The 16,928-nt window shown below is 62.8% G+C and carries 12 protein-coding genes; 6 read left to right on the top strand and 6 right to left on the bottom strand.

Translation table 11 applies throughout. The features are described from left to right. The first annotated feature begins 40 nt into the window (after positions 1–40). From NKI88_RS16950 to mgrA, 3 genes are all read left to right on the top strand, one after another. Complete coding sequence (locus tag NKI88_RS16950; protein ID WP_352656240.1) at positions 41–787, top strand: sugar phosphate isomerase/epimerase family protein; 747 nt, start codon at positions 41–43, stop codon at positions 785–787. Between the two features lie 11 nt (positions 788–798). Then, positions 799–1,941, top strand: coding sequence for a Gfo/Idh/MocA family protein (locus tag NKI88_RS16945; protein ID WP_352656238.1), 1,143 nt, complete (start codon positions 799–801; stop codon positions 1,939–1,941). Positions 1,942–2,014: 73 nt separating this feature from the next. Then, on the top strand, positions 2,015–3,061 hold the full coding sequence (gene mgrA, locus NKI88_RS16940) for an L-glyceraldehyde 3-phosphate reductase (protein WP_023686605.1): 1,047 nt from the start codon (positions 2,015–2,017) through the stop codon (positions 3,059–3,061). An 80-nt stretch (positions 3,062–3,141) separates the two neighbouring features. Here the strand turns inward: mgrA and NKI88_RS16935 are convergent, their stop codons facing one another. Then, a complete protein-coding gene (locus NKI88_RS16935; protein ID WP_352656236.1) occupies positions 3,142–4,233 on the bottom strand; it encodes a S1 family serine peptidase in 1,092 nt (363 codons plus the stop codon). A 403-nt stretch (positions 4,234–4,636) separates the two neighbouring features. Between NKI88_RS16935 and NKI88_RS16930 the strand changes: the two genes are divergently transcribed. Further along, on the top strand, positions 4,637–5,716 hold the full coding sequence (locus NKI88_RS16930) for a trypsin-like serine peptidase (RefSeq protein WP_023691993.1): 1,080 nt from the start codon (positions 4,637–4,639) through the stop codon (positions 5,714–5,716). Between the two features lie 152 nt (positions 5,717–5,868). Then, positions 5,869–7,707, top strand: a complete 1,839-nt coding sequence (locus NKI88_RS16925) for an MORN repeat-containing protein (protein ID WP_352656234.1) — start codon at positions 5,869–5,871, stop codon at positions 7,705–7,707. Between the two features lie 29 nt (positions 7,708–7,736). Here the strand turns inward: NKI88_RS16925 and amrB are convergent, their stop codons facing one another. The 5 genes from amrB to NKI88_RS16900 form a co-directional block, all read right to left on the bottom strand. After that, the gene (gene amrB / locus NKI88_RS16920; protein ID WP_352656232.1) at positions 7,737–9,455 is read right to left on the bottom strand and encodes an AmmeMemoRadiSam system protein B; all 1,719 of its coding nucleotides are present in this window, start codon (positions 9,453–9,455) and stop codon (positions 7,737–7,739) included. Positions 9,456–9,604: 149 nt separating this feature from the next. After that, positions 9,605–12,607 (bottom strand): hypothetical protein, encoded by a 3,003-nt coding sequence (locus NKI88_RS16915; RefSeq protein ID WP_352656230.1) that lies wholly within the window; start codon positions 12,605–12,607, stop codon positions 9,605–9,607. Between the two features lie 33 nt (positions 12,608–12,640). Beyond that, the gene (locus NKI88_RS16910; RefSeq protein WP_023804601.1) at positions 12,641–13,354 is read right to left on the bottom strand and encodes a DUF4760 domain-containing protein; all 714 of its coding nucleotides are present in this window, start codon (positions 13,352–13,354) and stop codon (positions 12,641–12,643) included. Continuing rightward, entirely contained in the window at positions 13,351–13,743 is a 393-nt protein-coding gene (locus tag NKI88_RS16905) for a hypothetical protein (protein WP_031201314.1), read from the bottom strand. Before NKI88_RS16905 ends, NKI88_RS16910 begins: the two co-directional genes overlap by 4 nt. An 89-nt stretch (positions 13,744–13,832) precedes the next feature. Beyond that, on the bottom strand, positions 13,833–16,052 hold the full coding sequence (locus tag NKI88_RS16900) for a caspase family protein (protein ID WP_352656227.1): 2,220 nt from the start codon (positions 16,050–16,052) through the stop codon (positions 13,833–13,835). A gap of 295 nt (positions 16,053–16,347) precedes the next feature. Here NKI88_RS16900 and NKI88_RS16895 point away from each other — a divergent pair, with 295 nt between their 5' ends. Next, on the top strand, positions 16,348–16,752 hold the full coding sequence (locus NKI88_RS16895; protein ID WP_023669789.1) for a Fur family transcriptional regulator: 405 nt from the start codon (positions 16,348–16,350) through the stop codon (positions 16,750–16,752). Positions 16,753–16,928 lie beyond the last annotated feature (176 nt).

Raw genomic sequence — 16,928 nt, 5'->3', positions numbered from 1 at the left:
CATCCCCAAGCCTTAACCACCCAAGAAACGGACAGAGACGATGAACTGGTCATTCCAACTCTACAGCGCCCGCAATTTCCAGCCGTGGGACGGCATCCTGAAAATGCTTGGTAAGCTCGGCTACAAGGAAGTCGAAGGTTTCGGCGGCGTCTATGACGACCCCAAGGCGTTCCGCGCCGAACTCGACAAGAACGGGCTTTCGATGCCGACCGGACATTTCTCGATCGATGCGCTGGAGAATGATTTCGACGGCGTACGCAAAACAGCCGACGCACTCGGCATCACGCTCGTCATCTGTCCCTATCTGCTGGCCGAGCAGCGGCCGGCCGACGCCGCCGGCTGGCGCGGCTTTGGCGAGCGTCTGGCCAAGGTCGGCGAGACCGCAAAAAAAGCCGGCTACGGCTTTGCCTGGCACAACCATGATTTCGAGTTCAAGACACTCGCCGACGGCTCGGTGCCGCAGGACCACATCCTGTCGGCTGCGCCCGACATCGGCTGGGAGATGGACGTCGCCTGGGTAGTCCGCGGCGGCGTTGATCCGCTGCCGTGGATCGAAAAGCACGGCAAGCGCATCAGCGCCGTCCATGTCAAGGACATGGCCAAGTCAGGCGAAGGCCTTGACGAGGACGGCTGGGCGGATGTCGGCCACGGCACCATCGACTGGGCCGGCATGATCAAGACACTTCGGGCGAAGAGCGCGGCCAAATATTACGTCATGGAACAGGACAACCCCAACGACATCGAGCGCTTCGCCAGCCGCTCGCTCGCATCCGTCAAGGCTTACTAGGAACAATCATCATGGCAAAGAAACTGGGTATCGGCGTCATCGGCTGCGGCAACATCTCGAAAGCGTATTTCTCGCTGGCGCCTCTGTTTCGCGCCATCGAGATGCGCGCCTGCGCCGACATCAACATGGACGCGGCCAAGGCACGGGCGAAGGAGTTCAAGCTGCGCGCCGAGACCGTCGAAGAACTGCTCAAGGATGACGAGATCGACATCGTCGTCAACCTCACCATCCCGGCGGTGCACTACGGGGTGTCGAAGCAGATCCTCGATGCCGGCAAGCACGTCTATTCGGAAAAGCCGTTCGTGCTGTCGGTCAAGGAAGGCCTCGACCTCAAGAGCCGGGCCGAGAAGAAAGGGCTGCGCATCGGTTCGGCTCCGGACACTTTCCTCGGCGGCGCGCACCAGCTGGTGCGCAACCTCATCGACACCGGCGCGCTCGGCAAGATCACCAGCGGCACCTGTCATGTGATGGGCCACGGCATGGAGCACTGGCACCCCAATCCCGATTTCTTCTTCCAGCCGGGCGCCGGGCCGGTGCTCGACATCGGGCCCTACTACATCACCAACCTGATCCAGCTGATCGGGCCGGTGAAGCAGGTGGCGGCCTTCGCGACGACGCCTGCCAAGGAACGCACGATCTCGTCGAAACCGCGCGCGGGCGAAAAAATCCCGGTGAACACGCCGACGACGATCCACGGCCTGCTGGAGTTCGAGAACGGCGCCGTGATCACGCTCAACACCAGCTGGGACGTCTGGGCGCATGGTCACGCGCCGATGGAACTCTATGGCGAGACGGGCACGGTGTTCGTGCCGGATCCGAATTTCTTCGGTGGCGACGTGCGCATAACCAAGGCGGCAAAACCGGTGAAGAAACTGCCGAAATGGCAGCATCCGTTCGGCGTGCCCAACGAAATGCACGGCCAGGGCATGATGGCCAACTACCGCACCGCAGGCCTTGCCGACATGGCGCTGGCGATCGCCGAGGGCCGGCCGCATCGTTGCTCGATGGAGCTCGCGCTGCATGCCGTCGATGTCATGACCGGCCTGTTGCGGTCGGGCGAGACCGGCAAGTTCGTCGCCATGCAGACCAGCTGCGAGCGGCCGGCTGCACTCGGCGTCAAGGACGCAAAAGGACTGTTGGCGAAGCAGAAATGAGGTAGAGCAGAAATGAGGTAGAAGGGTGGGGGCACGCTCGCGCCGACACCCATACAATCCAGGATCTGTACCCATGCGCTGGCAGCCGGCTGAACACCGCTATGAGAAAATGCTCTACAACAGATGTGGGCGATCCGGCCTGAAACTGCCGGCGATCTCGCTCGGCCTGTGGCACAATTTCGGCAACGACACGCCGCACAAGACCAAGCAGGCGATCGCGCGCAAGGCCTTCGATCTCGGCATCACCCATTTCGATCTCGCCAACAATTACGGCCCGCCGCCCGGCTCGGCCGAGATCGCCTTCGGCGAGATATTGCGCACCGACTTCGCCGGCTATCGGGACGAGCTGATCATCTCGACCAAGGCGGGCTATGAGATGTGGGCAGGGCCTTATGGCGAATGGGGCAGCCGCAAATATGTGCTGGCGAGCCTCGACCAGAGCCTGAAGCGGATGGGGCTCGACTATGTCGACATCTTCTATTCGCACCGCTTCGATCCGGATACGCCGCTTGAGGAAACGATGGGCGCTCTCGACCATGCGGTGCGTTCCGGCAAGGCGCTCTATGCCGGCATCTCGTCCTACAATTCGCAGCGCACGCGCGAGGCCGCCGACATATTGAAGCAGCTCGGTACGCCCTGCATCATCCATCAGCCGAGCTATTCGATGCTCAACCGCTGGGTCGAAGAGGACGGACTGCTCGATACGCTGGAAGGGCTCGGTGTCGGATCGATCGTGTTCTCGCCGCTGGCGCAAGGCATGCTGACCGACAAATATCTCGGCGGCATCCCCGAGGGTAGCCGCGCCAGCCAAGGCAAGTCGCTGCGGCCCGCCTTCATCAACGAAAAGACCATCGCCAACATCCAGGCGCTGAACGCGATCGCCGGCAAGCGTGGCCAGACGCTGGCGCAGATGGCGCTAGCCTGGGTGCTGCGCAAGGGCCGGGTGACCTCGGCGCTGATCGGCGCCAGCCGGCCCGAACAGGTCGAGGACTGCGTCGGCGCGCTCAAGGTGCTCGAGTTCAGCGATGCCGAGCTCGCCGAAATCGACACTTACGCACGCGAGTCCGACATCAATCTGTGGGCGGCGTCGGCCGAGCGCAAGGGACCGCCACGGAAGTAAGCGGAACAGCCGGCACCGGACATGAATCAAAACGGCGGGAAAGATCCCGCCGTTTTGCGTTAATCAAGCTTCGGGCTCGTTCAGGGCTTCTTGGCCGTGCCGAGACCGGCCTTGGGCGCCGCCGCGGCTGCCGGAGCCGGGGTCTTCATCTTGGCTTCGATCCAACCCGTATAGTTGGCCAATCGCGTGTAGATGCCATAGGCATTCTTGTGGCCGCAAGCGGCGGTGCCGTCGGACGGACCTTCGCCCCAGGAGACGACGCCGACCTGGACCGGACCGTTGGCGCCGGTCATGAACAGCGGACCGCCGCTGTCGCCGTTGCAGGCGTCGCGTTCGCCGCTGTCGGTGCCGGCGCAGATCATGTTCTTGGTCAGCGGATCCGACATATCGGCGGCGATCGCATTGGCGGCGGCATCGATGCCCTTTTCCGAATAACGCATCCGGTGCGAGAGATCGCCAAGTGCCGCCTTCAGGTCATGCGCATAGATTGACTTGATGCCGCTGTTGCAGGCAGCGCTCGGCTCGAGATCGAGATCGGCCACCATCAGCGCGGTCGGGAAGGTGCCGTCCTGCATCTTGCCCCAGCCGATGACCGTGGTCTTGCCGCTGTCTGGCGTCGGCTCATTGGTGATCTTGATGACCGGCGCATCGGCGGGCTCCGCCAGCCGGAGCAGGCCGAGATCATTGTCCAGCGTCTGTTCGCTGTAGCCCTCGTTGACGATGACCTCGACCACCTTGTAGCGCTTGCCTTCGGTAAGATCGGTGGCGCCGGTCAGCACGGTCACCGTGTCGGGCGAAATCGGCCGGCCCTTGTCGTTGAGGCAGTGCGCCGCCGTCAGCACCCATTGCGGCGCGATCAGGCTGCCGCCGCAGAATTGCGCGTTCGGCTGCGAGGCCGGGCTGGGGTCCAGCCGGGCGCTGGTCAGCAGCGCCACCTGGAACGGATAGGCCCCTTTGTCGGCTTCCTTGCCGCCATAGACGCGGTCGGCGCCGCCGGGATTCTCGGCCTTGGCCTTGTCCCGGGATTCGGCGACGCGCTGCATCGGCGAGACCGCCGCTTCCGGCCTGGCGGCGTCGTCGGCTGCATAGAGCGCGTTGACGGCGGGGAAAGCGGCCGCGATGCCCAGCAGCGATGCAGCGGCAAGCGGCCTGAACCGATGGATAATGTTCACCTTGAAACCCTCCTGAGATGAAAAATGCCGAGCCATGCCGCCATGACGCATAACCAACAGAAGCGGTACCGGTACCTCGATCGCCTTCTGCCAGAACGAACGACATCCGCGCGCTCATAAAACCGAAATACGACTTTTGCTAATCGTGCCCCCATCGGGCAGAGCCCACCCAAACCCTATAGCCCCCCACGGGCTACGTGGAAGCGATTTGTCATTGCCAATGTTGGATTATTTTAGGCAGTATATCGACGCGGGTGCGTTTGGCGGAGGGCTTTAACGAGGCCGCCCGGACCGATGATCCGATACGGGCGGGTAACCAAACTAATTTTTTAACTCCACCACGATCTCGACAATATTTCTGTATTTTGCTCCACTCCTTGCTGACTTTTGGGAGAGTCTCACCATGACGAAACTGACAAGCACTATCATTGCGTCCGCACTGCTATCCACCGCACTGTGGACGATGCCTGCCTTCGCCGCCGATCCCGGCTCAGCGAATGCCGGCAATGGCGAAAGCATGCGCGATCTCGGAACGGGCGACTACCAGCCCGGCCGTGCAAAGCCGATCGCGCCGCCGAAACTGACCGAAGATGAAGCCAGCCGGGCAGCGCCGCTGACCGACGAGGGCACGGCGGTCAAATCCTATGGCATCGTCGGACGTTCCGCCGATGGCAAGGACATCAAGATCGATGCAGGCGAGACGCTGAAGGACCTTGTCATCAAGGAATTGAACGCGCCCGCCAACACACCGAACGCCGACAAGACCGGATTGACGGGCGGCGACGAAGCCGGCCGCCAGGTGTTCGGGGCCGACGATCGCGAGCAGATCAAGAACACCAAGACCTACCCGTTCACCGCGATCGGGTATATCGAAGGCAAAGCCAAGAGCGGTTATGGCAGCTGCTCGGGAACCCTGATCGGTCCGCGCACGGTGCTCACCGCCGCGCATTGCCTCTACAGCAATGAAGACAAGGCTTGGCTCGACGACGTCATCTTCGTGCCGTCGCTCAACGGCAACACCGCCGACGATGCACCGTTTGGCGCTTTCAGCTACGAGAGCGTCTATATCCTGCAGGGCTTCATCGACAATTATCAGGGTTACTACGGCTCGGTCATTCCGTGGGACCTCGGCATCATCACGCTGAAGCAGGATGTCGGCACCAATCTCGGCTGGCTGGGTTATGCCAACTATGAGAACCTCGGCGATTTCACCGCAAACATCGTTGGCTACCCCGGCGACAAGCCGATGGGTACGATGTGGAAGGCGACCTGCGAAGTGAAAGCCGAAAACGTCGGCGCGGAGTATTTCCAGTACGACTGCGACACCTATCCGGGGTCGAGCGGCAGCTCGGTCTACGCCTACGACAATGGCGCCAAGCAGCGCGTCGTCACCGGCGTGAACGTGGCGGAAAGCCCCAACGCCAACACTGCGGTGCGCCTGAACGCTGCCAACGTGGCGTGGATCAACAGCCTGTACAAATAAGGCCCGATCTTTCGCCGGCAAACAGCGGCGAAAACCAGCAATACCAAACCGGCGGCGGGACGTTCCCGCCGCCGGTTTTTTGGTATCGAAACACCTCTCTTGCACTGTGTTACAGCGGTGCTTACGCTAGGCGATCCAAGGGGTTGGGTAAGATGGCGCGGGCAAGAATGATCTTCGGGGTCAAAGCGATCGCGGCTGCATCCACGCTGGCCGCACTGACATGCTTTTCCGCTATGGCCGATCAAGGCGGTGCCGCACCCGATGGCGCCTGGGCCGAGCGGGTGCAAATCCTCTATAAAAGCGAAACACGTTCGGTGCTGCGCAAGAATGTACGGGTCTGGGATTCCCACCCGGAATTGGGTCTTGATTTCACCTGGGAGCCGGCGTCCGGCGTGTCGCCGGACCGCACCGTCGCAGCCGACGGCACCGTCAACGGCAAGGGCAGGCTGGTCTGGCGCGTACGCGGCTCGGCGAGCTACGACCCCAAGACGATCTATTCCAGCTATTTCGGCGAGATCAGGAATGGCCGCCCCGATGGACAAGGCCGGCTGGAGCTGCGTTCAGGCGAGATTCTCGACGGCCGTTGGGTCGCCGGCCAGCTCGACGGCCATGCGATCCATGTCGATGCCGACGGCAATCGCTATGAAGGGCAATTCAGGGCCGGTGTGCCGAATGGCGAGGGCAGGCTGGAGACGAAGACAGGCAAGATATTCGTCGGCTCTTTTGCCGATGGGCTGAAGGACGGCAAGGGCCGCACCCGGTTGCCCGGCGGCACCGTCTACTGGTCGCAATGGGCGATGGGCAAGGAGATCGGCGGTGCGCGCCCCGATGTGCTGGCCGATGCCAGAGTGGGCGGGTTGCTCAAGGCGCAGACCGGCGGCGGTTCCGCCGACAAGGTCGAGATCGGCATTGCCGTCGACCAGCGCATGACGCAGCAGGCCGACATGCAGTACCAGCATCTCGTGCGCGACGAAGACATCGCGATCTATCCGGTGTCGGACCAGTACAACGATGCCTGGAACGGCACCGGAGAGATTCGTACCGGCAATGTCTATGAAGGCATGGACTGGGAGACGGCGCCGGCCTTCGCCGAAGTCGACCTCAAGACCACCGACCGGTCGAGGGTCAAGATCGACAGCCTGGAAATGAAGGTGGCCGCGAGCGAGGCCTACCGCAAGCCGATGCTGTCGATCAGCGAGCATTATGGCTGCGTCGGCTTCCGCCCCGACTTCTCGATCGTCAACAATGGCTGGGGCGACGTGAAAGACATGAAGATGTCGATCCAGTTCACCAGGACCGACGAGGAGGACAACGCGACCGGCGAGCCGAGCGGCACGTTCACGAAAGACATCGGCACTTTCGGCGATGGCGTCGACGTCTCGATCAAGAACGTGCTGACTGAAGCCGGCGTCGACACAACCACGCTCGAGACCGAGCGCTTCACCTGCCCGTCAAGGGACAGCCTGGATGTCTGCCGCGCCCAGGTGGCCAACAAGGTCAAGTTCGGCGACGTTGCCGATTACATCAGCGGCAGCGTCGAGAAAATGAGCGTGACCGGGATTGGCAAGCTCGATTATTCCTGGGCGGACGATCAGGGCGCTGTCTACCAGCAGAGCGAGCCGTTTCGCGTCATCGTCTCGCTGGTCAGCATCGAGGTCCCAGAATCGCTCGCCGAATGCGGCGATGGCGGCGGCGCGTCGCCCGAAGCGCTGCGCTACCAGAACATCGAATTTCCGATCGGCAAGACCGATTACAGCATCCCCATGCCGGTGCGCGGCAACAAGAATCTCAGCGCCTACACGGCACGGCTGAAAATGTGGTCGTCAATGTCGTCGATCCATCGCTTCAGCATCGCCGCCCATTTCGCCGATGGCAGCACACGCGAGAGCAAGCCGGCCACGTTCTTCTATTTCAGGCCGAAGCAGTCGCTGTTTGAAACCAGCACCAAGCCGGCGGTCTGCTATCTGCCGGAAGATCTGCAAGGCTGTTGAGGTCCTGTCACGTCCTTTCGGGAATGGCGTTATTTCGAGCCCATCTCGAAAAAATTGGGCAGCGGGATCAGCCGGGCAAAGATCGTGCCCTGGCTGAACACCCTGAGTTCCAGCATCGACCCGGACGATCGTTCGGCCTTCTGGTCGAACAGGAAATTGCCGAGCGAATAGATCTCCGCAACATCGCCGCCGCCGAGCGGCAGGATCGCCTCGCTCGATACATGTGGATGACCGCCGACGATTGCCGTGACACCGCGCAGCCGCATCTGGTCGGCAAGCATCTCCTCGCGCGGCGACGGCTCCGTCTTGTACTCGCGGCCCCAATGGACGAAGGCAATCACCGGCCGCTCGGCATTGTCGTGCAGCAGCCGGTCGAGCAAAGCAGGCGTCAGAAGGTCGGTGTTCCTGGAGCCGTTGGTATCGATGTCGGTCAGCCCGACCAGGTCGAGATCGGCAAGCGCCAGCGTCTCGCCCTGGCCGAAATGGGCGATGCCGGCCGCATCGAGTGCGGCCAGCGTCTCGGCATAGCCTGACGGGCCGAGGTCATAGGCGTGATTGTTGGCAAGGCTGACAGCGGCGACATGCAATTTCTTCAGCATGCCGATGGCAAGATCTGCGGGCATGGCCAGCGTCATGTCGTCGATCGTTTCAGGGACGTTGGGCAGGATCACGCCTTCGAGATTGACGATCAGCGGCCGCGAGCGGGTCAGGGCCAGCACGCTTTCGACGATCTTCTCGGCAACACCGTCGCGGACCAGGATCTTCTTCATGGCGCGGCCGAAATTCACGTCGCCCGCGAAATAATAGAGCTTGTCGTCGGGACGGGCAGGATTGTTGAAGCCGGGGCCGAAGGCGCCGAACAGCGCCACGACATAACTGGTGGTGCGCTCGACATAGTCGCTTGAATGCGCCTGCGAGTTCTCGTTGGCGACGACCAGCGGCGCAGCACCGGACAGTTCGCGCTGCAGCCTGGTCTGGATATAGAGCGCACCGACCGAATCGGCGTGATCCGGCTGGCGCAGCGCCGCGATGCCGTCGAGCGAACCGGCGGCGAGCATGTTCAGCGTCTGCTGGTCGAAACGCCTGGCTTCGTGCTGCGGCAGATAGTGGGAGAAATCGGTGGATTCGACGATCAGCGTGTCCTTGTCGACGATCGCTTTCAGCGCCTGCGCCAGCCGGTCCCAGTCGGCTCGCTTGGCTTTGACCGACATCGCCACCGGCACGATTTCAGCTTCGGGGAAATAGTGATGCAGGAAAGGCAGCATCGCCTGCACGCCATGCTCCCTGGCGAACAGGCAGGAGTCTTCGACCATGTCGCTGTTCGCTTCCAGAAGGTGCACGGCTTCCGTGTCGGCCAGGACCGGGCCAAGCACGGTGTCGAAGCCGCGCGTCGTGGTGGCGAAGAGTTTCTGCGTCTCGTGGAAATGGTCCGGCGACAGGATGACGATGCGCTTGTAGCGGAAGCCGGACGCGGCGTGGAAACCGAGTGCGACGAGATCTGCGACGAGCAGGTGGTGGGGGACTGTGATGCCGGTGAGGCGTTGGTTGGACGGCTCGATTCTGGCGACGGCGGCGATGGCGTCGGTGAAGAGTGTGGGGTCGGAGTAGAAGGACGGGAAGTTTGTGTCGCCGGGCGGGCAGGTGATGGCGGCGGCAGACGCTTGAAGCACTGAGAGGATAAGCAAGGCGGTGGCAAAGACCAGAATGCTGGTCCGTGCCCAGGCACCCCCCGCTGTCCTGCCGGACATCTCCCCCGCAAGGGGGGAGATTGGATGTCGCCTCGACTTTCGCCAATCATCAACCTTGAAAATAGATCTCCAGCAATGAAGAGACTGATCTCCCCCCTTGCGGGGGAGATGGCCGGCAGGCCAGAGGGGGGTGCCTGGGTGCCGACCTCTCACGGCTCAGCCAGCACAATGTTCTCCACGCCGCCGACATAGTAGAACGGCTTCTGCTTGGACGCGGTCAGCCGCAGCACTTCGCGCGAAATATAGTCGGCGAGGCCGAACAGCGTCACGCCGCCGTCGGAGGTCTTGGCCCGGCCGCGCAGGCCTTCGAGGATCGAATAGGTGAAGACGCCATGGCCGAGCTCGGGCAGTTCGGCGGCGGTGTTGTTGGCAGCGGTGGCCGAGAAGACGACGATGCGTGCGTCCTGCGCGTCTTTTTCCAGGCGCGGGTTGAAGGCGTTGGCGGCGTGGCAGGTGTCGAGCAGCATGAAGCGCATGCCCTTGGCCCGCTCAACCGATTTCTGGATGTCGCCCCAGTCGACCAGCGAGGAGCGCTTCCAGCGGTCGGCATCCTGTTTGCGGCCGTCCGTGGGGATGAAATAATAGTCTTCGTCGATGTTGATGCCGTGACCGGCGACGAAAATGATGGTGGTGTCGTTCTCGCCGGGTCTGTCGAGGAAGTCGGCGAGCTGGTCGTCGATCGTGTCGGAATCCGGTTCCAGGATGGTGTCGGCGCTGGCGACCTTGAACACGTCCTTGCCGGAATCGGGCGCCTCATCCAGCGCTTCGCGGTTGACCAGAACCAGCGTCTCCATCGCCGAAAACAAGGGCGCGGATTTCTGCGAGATCACCTTGAGGAATTCGGTGGCGTCATCGACGGGATAGCGCAGATCGCAGGCGTGGCCGGCGCATGCATCGGTGAGGAAAGGATATTTGTCGACGCCGATCACGGCGACGTAGAGCTTGCCCTTGTTGGCGGGCTTTTCGGTTTTCCTGCCAAGTGCTGTGACACTGCGCTCGGTCAGATAGCCGAACTCGTTGGTGCCGGTGATGCGAATGGTATTTTCGCCATTCTCGACCGGCACTTCGACGATGGTGCTCTTGCCACCATCGATTGACCGTGCGGTGACATCGCCGACATTGCGGCTGTTCGACAGGATCGAAAATCCGGCGACATCGGCGCCGGCTTCCTGCGCGCCCGAAATCTCGACGGCGACATAGCCCTCGCGGACGTTGCTCTGGTCGGCGGCAAGCTTGATGCCGAATTCCGGCGGTTTGCGCTCGAGCAGCTTTTCCAGCTGGCGGTCGACGCCGGGGCGCATTTCCTGGACCGCCTGTTCGGCGCTGCGCAGGATGATGGCCCGGCGCACCATTTCCGGGCTCCAGAGATATTTCTTCAGCTGGCCGGCGCTGATGAAACGCCCTTCGTGGTCGCGGCCCTGATTGACGTGCCAGCCGATCAACTTGTCGCCATCGGCGGAGGAATAATAGTAGCCCTGCGGCATCCAGGCGATCCATTCGGAGCCGGCGAAGAACATCGACACGATCAGTTTGTGGCTCTTCAAATTCCACAGCCGCACGGTCTGGTCGGCGCTGCCGGTGACCAACAGCCCTTCCTTCTCGACGGCAACCATGGCGTTGATCTCGCCGGTGTGGCCGGTGAATTCACCCGATACCTCGGCGGTCGCGGTTTTGTATTCCAACAGCGTGCCGTCGCTGCCGCCGGTGATCAGGCCAAGCCCATTGCCGATCAGCGTGTAAGCCGAATGGAGGAAGCCATTGGTGGCGGCATTCTCGATGCTGTGCATCACCTTTCCGCCGCTCGCGATTTCGAGCACGGCATTCTCCAGGCCGTCCTTGCCGCCGGGGACGGCGCGAAGCGACCACTCACCGTCGGTCAGTGCCGCGCGGGCATAGGCGCCCTGTTCCGCCAACGCCTCCGGGTCCTCGAAGAACCGCTCGGCCGTCGGTAGCACCAGCACCTTGTCCAGCGTGCCCTGCAGCTCGGGACAGGACACGCGTTCAGGGCAGGGGTTGGTGTTGCCCCAACCGATGGAGCTGCTCGCCGCATCGATCCCGATCGCCGTCACCGGTTCGCCGACCCCTTGCAGCAGCGCCTTGCGCTCGCCGGTCATGGGGTTCCAGACCTGGATGGCGTTGCGGGTGCCGCCGGCTGTCGCCACCAGCGAGCCGTCGGCATTGCCGGCGCCAGCAAAGACCGTGCCGTCATGGCCGTTATAGTCGAGCAGTTGCTCGCCGCTGTCGGTATCCCAGACCACCGAGCGATGCTTGTCGGCGCAGCGATAGCTGCATGACGCCACAAGCCGCGAACCCGTGGCGAAGCTCAGAGCGCCGATCTGGAAATCCTGCTTCGGCATGGCGCGGACGAATTTGCCGGTGCTGGCCTGCCAGAGCTGGACGTCGCCGTCCTTGCTGCCGGTGGCGAACAGGCTGCCATCCAATGACACGGCGAGTGCGGCGACGCCGACATCGCGCAGCGGCTCGGCCTCGGCGGGCAAAGGAATTTCCTCGGCCTTGGCGACGTCCCAGAGCCGGATGCCATTGTCGGTGGTCGTCGCTGCCAGCCGGGTTCCCGCAGCGGCGAAGGCGAGCTTTTCCACACGCCAGGAATCGGCATCGAGTTTTTCCGCCAGCGTCCAGCCCGACGCGGATTTGTCGTCCGCCCGCCAGAGGTAGACGAAACCATCGCCACCGCCGGCGGCGAGCGTGTTTCCGTCGGGTGAAAAGGCGACATCATAGATGGCATAGTCGGTGGCCTTGAGCACGGTTTTGATCTTGCCGGTGGCGAAATCGAACAGCCTGATATCGCCATAAGGGGGCTTGTCGCCGATGCCGGCGCCGAAATAACCGCCGGCGGCGATCGTCTTGCCATCCGGCGACACGGCAATCGCAAAGACCTTGCCGTCATTGCCATTGCCAAGATAGCCGCGAATGGTGCGGAGCGTCACCCCGCTCTGCCAGTCCCAGATGCGGATGGCCTTGTCATCGGACGCCGAGACCAGTCCCTCGCCGTCCGGCGTGAAGGCAAGATCGGTGACCCTGGCGCTGTGGCCGCCGGTGTTGAGATCGAGATGGAAATCGAGGTCCTCGGCACCGGCGGTTGACGTTAACGCCAGAAGACCGACCAGGATTAGCCACCGGATAGCACGCAAGGGATGGGAGCTGCCCGGCACCTTGTTGCGCCGCTATTTGGAGTCGGCGGGCGGCGGCGACCCGTGACCCACATAATTCTCGATCGCCTGGGCATAATTGGCGGAACCGGCCTTGCGTTCTTTTTCGATGTAGCCGGCAAAATAGCTCCAGAACGACACCGCATAGTCGCGGAAATAGGCATCGGCGACATCGCGCGAACAGAGTTTGCCCTCAACACAGATGGAGAGACGATTGAGGAAATAGACGATGCGATCAAAATTGTCGTTGAAATCGGCGATCGGCATGGTGCCGCCGCCGGCAGTCATCGCCTCAATCCCAATGCGTTGCCGGAAGACCTGTTCCTCGGTCGGCGACGGCGTGGCGCTGAGCAGATTGTCGTATTTGGCGTTGAGCGACGAGAGGCGCTCTTTGAGCGCGCGCTGCGCCTGCTGAAAATCCTTGCTTTCCCAAAGCTCGACCAGCGACATCGTCTGCTCGACGCGCTTCTGTTCCTGGTTTGCGAGAAACTGGAAGACCGAGAAGGCCAGGGTGAAGATGATCGCCAGGCGCACGGCGAGACCCGACCAGGCGTAGATCAGCATGCGCCAGTCGCGGTCGGTGAAGGGGTTGGCTTCCTTCTTGATCTCGTGACTGCTCGGCCACGGAAAGCCTTCGGTGGTTTCGGGCAAGGTCGCCGGCTTCTTGGCCGGCGGAGGCGCCGATGTGGCCGGCGATTTCTGCGTTGCAGTGCCCCCCGGCTTTTTCATCCGCAGCTGTCCAGTTGGATGGTGGCGGTGGGGTCGAGCACGATGCCGGGTGTCTCCAGCTTCTTTTTCAGGCAATCGAGCTGCGTGCGCGAAATCATGAACTGCACGTCCGGTTCGGCAGCCGCCTTGCTGGGTGACGGCAAGGGCTCGACCACGCCGCGCGAGGCGCAGCTGGAGAGATCGACGACAACGGCCGTGCTGCCGGTCTTGGCGATCTGGTCGTACTGGTCGAGAAAGCAGGTGGCGAGCTCGGAATTGGTGACGATCTGCTTGGCGCACAGGCCGCAATTCTCGTCCGCCGAGGCGCTGGCAACCAGCAACAGGCTGCCGGCAAGGCCGACCGTCGCTGCACGCCAGGAGAGCACGGGGATAGTCACTGATGTCCTCATCTGTTGCATCCAGCCGCGGCGCATAGAAGTGTCGCGAGCCGGGAATGTTCCTATATCACGCCGGCAAGAGCCGGCGAAGCGATGTCAGGTCAGGCGCGGGGCACCGTCTCCATCGGGAAGATCATCACCGCGCCTTTGGGACCGCTCTTGTCGGCAAGCCGCATCACGGAGCGCGTTGCCGGCGCCATGCCGATGTCGGCCAGCATGTCGGAAAAACCAGGCGTTCCCGATGCGGCACGCGTCACGGCGCGCACGCCTTCCTGGGCAAGAAAGCTCAGATCCTCTTTCTCGCTCTGCGGCGGCGCCTCGGTCAGCACGGCAATCATGCGCTCCATGCCGAAGCTGGTGTCGGTGAAGGCGAGCAGCCCTTCCTTCAGGCCCTGATCGGCCTGCTCGTTGATCGGCGCCAGCCGCTCGGCGACGATATGGGTGATCGAATAGTCGCTGCCGATGTAGAGCACGTTGATGTCGACGAACTCGTCGGACCCGTTCTTGGCCGCAATGTGTACCTGATCGCCCGGCGAAACGCGCGGCACCGTCGAGGATTCGATCGGCTCCAGCACATCGCTGTCCTGGCGCTTGATCAGGAACTGGACGCTGACCTCGTCCGGCCGGTAGTCGGACGCCGCGGCGAGCCGCGACAGGCCGGTGGCGCGGAAGATCGTGGTCAGGGTCTTGGCTGTGTTTTCCGCAAGCTTGTCGCGGCCATCCTGATCGATGACGATGCGTGGCGGCTTGCTGCCGTCCTTCAGGCTGATGTCGCCGGACGCCGGCAGGAACCACAGCGCCGGTTCGTCGCTGGCGTTGGCGGCAGCGCCGTCCATGGATTTTTCGCGCAGCACCGCAAGCCGCAGATCGGCGCTCTTGCCGGGCTCGACCAGCGCGATGTGGAAGCCGGACTTCGGCTTCGCCACCAATTCGTCCAGAACCGAATTGATCAGCTCGGTTTCTTTTTCGAGCCCTGCGGTCGGCGCCGGCTTTGCCACCAGCAGCTTGTAGTCGACCGCGAGTTCGGCAACGCGCGCATAGGCGCCGGCGGGCACCGCCGTCGGCGCAAGCGCCGGCTTGCCGTCGAATTCGACCGGTGCGAGCTGGCTTTCGAGGTTTTTTGCCGATTTCACTTCGAGATAGCCGACGGCGTCGGAGAGCTTCGACAGCGCCGAAGGCAAAATGGCGAGCTTGCTGCCGGGGGTCAGACCCTGCAGCAGCCCGGCGCCGATCGCGACATCGCCGTCCTTGACGGCAATCGGCCATTGCATGACGGCGTCGGTTTTGTCGGTGCCGAACACGCGGGCGTCCAGTTCGCCCTCGAACAGGGGCGTCGGCCTTGTGCGGCCGTCGGCCGAATATTGCTGCAGCACGGCCTGGCCGAGCTGGCGATAGGTGACGTTGGGGTTCTCGGCCAATTTCGACAGGATGGTGAAGGTGAACAGGCCGAAGCGCGGCGCGTCGGGCGTGCCCTTGGGCAGCGGCATTTCCGGCGTCGTCTCGACCGTCTGCGCGGCATAGAAGGCGACCAGCTTGCCCCGGGCGATCGGCTCTGCGCCGGTCGGCGTCAGGTTGAAGGCCGGCTTGCGGCCGCCATTCTCGTCGAAACCGCGCGATGCGCTTGCCGAGATGTCGTCATAGGCCTTCACCGCGGCTGCTCTCGCCGCGTCGTCGCCGCCGACGAGGTCGGCGAACTCGACCTTGCGCTCCAGTTCGTCATCGACTTCCGCGGCGCGCGTCGCGGTGCCCGAATGGCAGCAGTCGAACACCACCCAGACAAAGGCGCCCTTGTCGCGGATGGCGTCGAGTGCGGCGCCGACTTCGTTGTCGACCAGCGCGTTCGGCACGCCCTCTTCGCGGTTGATCCATTTGTCGATATCGGACGGCAGGAAAATCTCGTCGAGGCCGTCGGTCTCGTCACCGGCCTTGGCTTGCGGCTGCTGGGCGCCGTGGCCCGACAGATGCAGATAGACGAAATCGTCGCGTTGCACCTTGCCGGCGAGGTCGGCAAGGGCGGCCTTGATCGCCGCATGCGTCGGCGGGCCGTTGGCGCCTTCGACGTCCTTGGCGAGCAGGATCACATTCTCGGCCGAGAACTTCACCGGATCGGGCGTGTTCTTCAGGAGATAGTCGCGCACCAGGCCGGCATCGTTCTTCGGCCCGATCAGCCAGTTCTTCTGCGGCAGGTTCGGATAGTCGGTGCAGGCAACCAGCAGCGCGTGATAGGTGCGCGAGGCGGCGAGAGCGCGGAACGAAACCGTACCGGCAGCCACAAGCGCCGACGTGCCGACGAGCAGCGTCCGTCGTGTCAGTTTGATCATAATTGCTTCCCCAAGCCCGATCGAATTTGCAAGTGCGGCACCTTTCGTCGCGAATTTTGTCAGTATTTTGAATGTGGTCGGTGCCGTCAATCGGCGGTGGTGGTCATGGTGTCGATGGCGATAACGGAAACAGTGGCAAAAAGCCTGCTTCGTCGCTATCTCAAGGGAATTGAGACCGTCGCATGGCAGAAATGATTTGCGAGCGGCGCTGGATCAAACAGATAGAACATGATGTCGTCCGAGAACCGCTCCACACTTTTCGGCATTATGCTCTAAACGATCGGAAAACGGGATCATGGCGGCAAGGGATGTGCTGACGAAGAATCAGCTGAGCGTGCTCGAAAAGCTCGAGGCCGCCAGCGGACCGCTCAGCGCCTATACGCTTCTCGACCAGCTGCGCGAGCGCGGTTTCCGCGCGCCGCTACAGGTTTACCGGGCGCTCGACAGCCTGGTGAAGTCAGGCTTCGTGCACCGGTTGGAAAGCCTCAACTCCTTCGTCGCCTGCGCCGAACCGCACGACCATACGCATTCGATGACAGCCTTCGCTATCTGCGACACATGCGGGCAGGTGATGGAGATGTCCGACCATGACGTCGACCATCGGCTGGACGAATGGGTGCGCTCGACCGGGTTTGCTGCGAAGAAGGCGGTGATCGAGTTTCGAGGGACGTGTGCCAAGTGCCTGGCTGAGGCTGCCTAACGTTTCGACGCTGGCGGGACAGCACCCCCCTCTGTCCTGCCGGACATCTCCCCCGCAAGGGGGGAGATTGGCAGTTCAAGCGCTGCGCCCATTGCAGCAACGTCGGAGATTGGCCAAACCGGAAGTGGCGGCTGATCTCCCCCCTTGCGGGGGAGATGCCCGGCAGGGCAGAGGGG

It is taken from the genome of Mesorhizobium sp. M0317 (assembly GCF_040321555.1).
Classification (GTDB): Bacteria; Pseudomonadota; Alphaproteobacteria; order Rhizobiales; family Rhizobiaceae; genus Mesorhizobium.
The sequence above is the reverse complement of the archived record's forward strand: the minus strand, read 5'-3'. Positions and strand labels throughout refer to the sequence as shown.

What these genes read in the sequence shown, in the direction of transcription:
- NKI88_RS16950 (WP_352656240.1), top strand. Translation starts at nt 41, where the DNA reads ATGAACTGGTCATTCCAACTCTACAGCGCCCGCAATTTCCAGCCGTGG.
- NKI88_RS16945 (WP_352656238.1), top strand. Translation starts at nt 799, where the DNA reads ATGGCAAAGAAACTGGGTATCGGCGTCATCGGCTGCGGCAACATCTCG.
- mgrA (WP_023686605.1), top strand. Translation starts at nt 2,015, where the DNA reads ATGCGCTGGCAGCCGGCTGAACACCGCTATGAGAAAATGCTCTACAAC.
- NKI88_RS16930 (WP_023691993.1), top strand. Translation starts at nt 4,637, where the DNA reads ATGACGAAACTGACAAGCACTATCATTGCGTCCGCACTGCTATCCACC.
- NKI88_RS16925 (WP_352656234.1), top strand. Translation starts at nt 5,869, where the DNA reads ATGGCGCGGGCAAGAATGATCTTCGGGGTCAAAGCGATCGCGGCTGCA.
- amrB (WP_352656232.1), bottom strand. Translation starts at nt 9,455, where the DNA reads ATGTCCGGCAGGACAGCGGGGGGTGCCTGGGCACGGACCAGCATTCTG.
- NKI88_RS16910 (WP_023804601.1), bottom strand. Translation starts at nt 13,354, where the DNA reads ATGAAAAAGCCGGGGGGCACTGCAACGCAGAAATCGCCGGCCACATCG.
- NKI88_RS16905 (WP_031201314.1), bottom strand. Translation starts at nt 13,743, where the DNA reads ATGAGGACATCAGTGACTATCCCCGTGCTCTCCTGGCGTGCAGCGACG.
- NKI88_RS16900 (WP_352656227.1), bottom strand. Translation starts at nt 16,052, where the DNA reads ATGATCAAACTGACACGACGGACGCTGCTCGTCGGCACGTCGGCGCTT.
- NKI88_RS16895 (WP_023669789.1), top strand. Translation starts at nt 16,348, where the DNA reads ATGGCGGCAAGGGATGTGCTGACGAAGAATCAGCTGAGCGTGCTCGAA.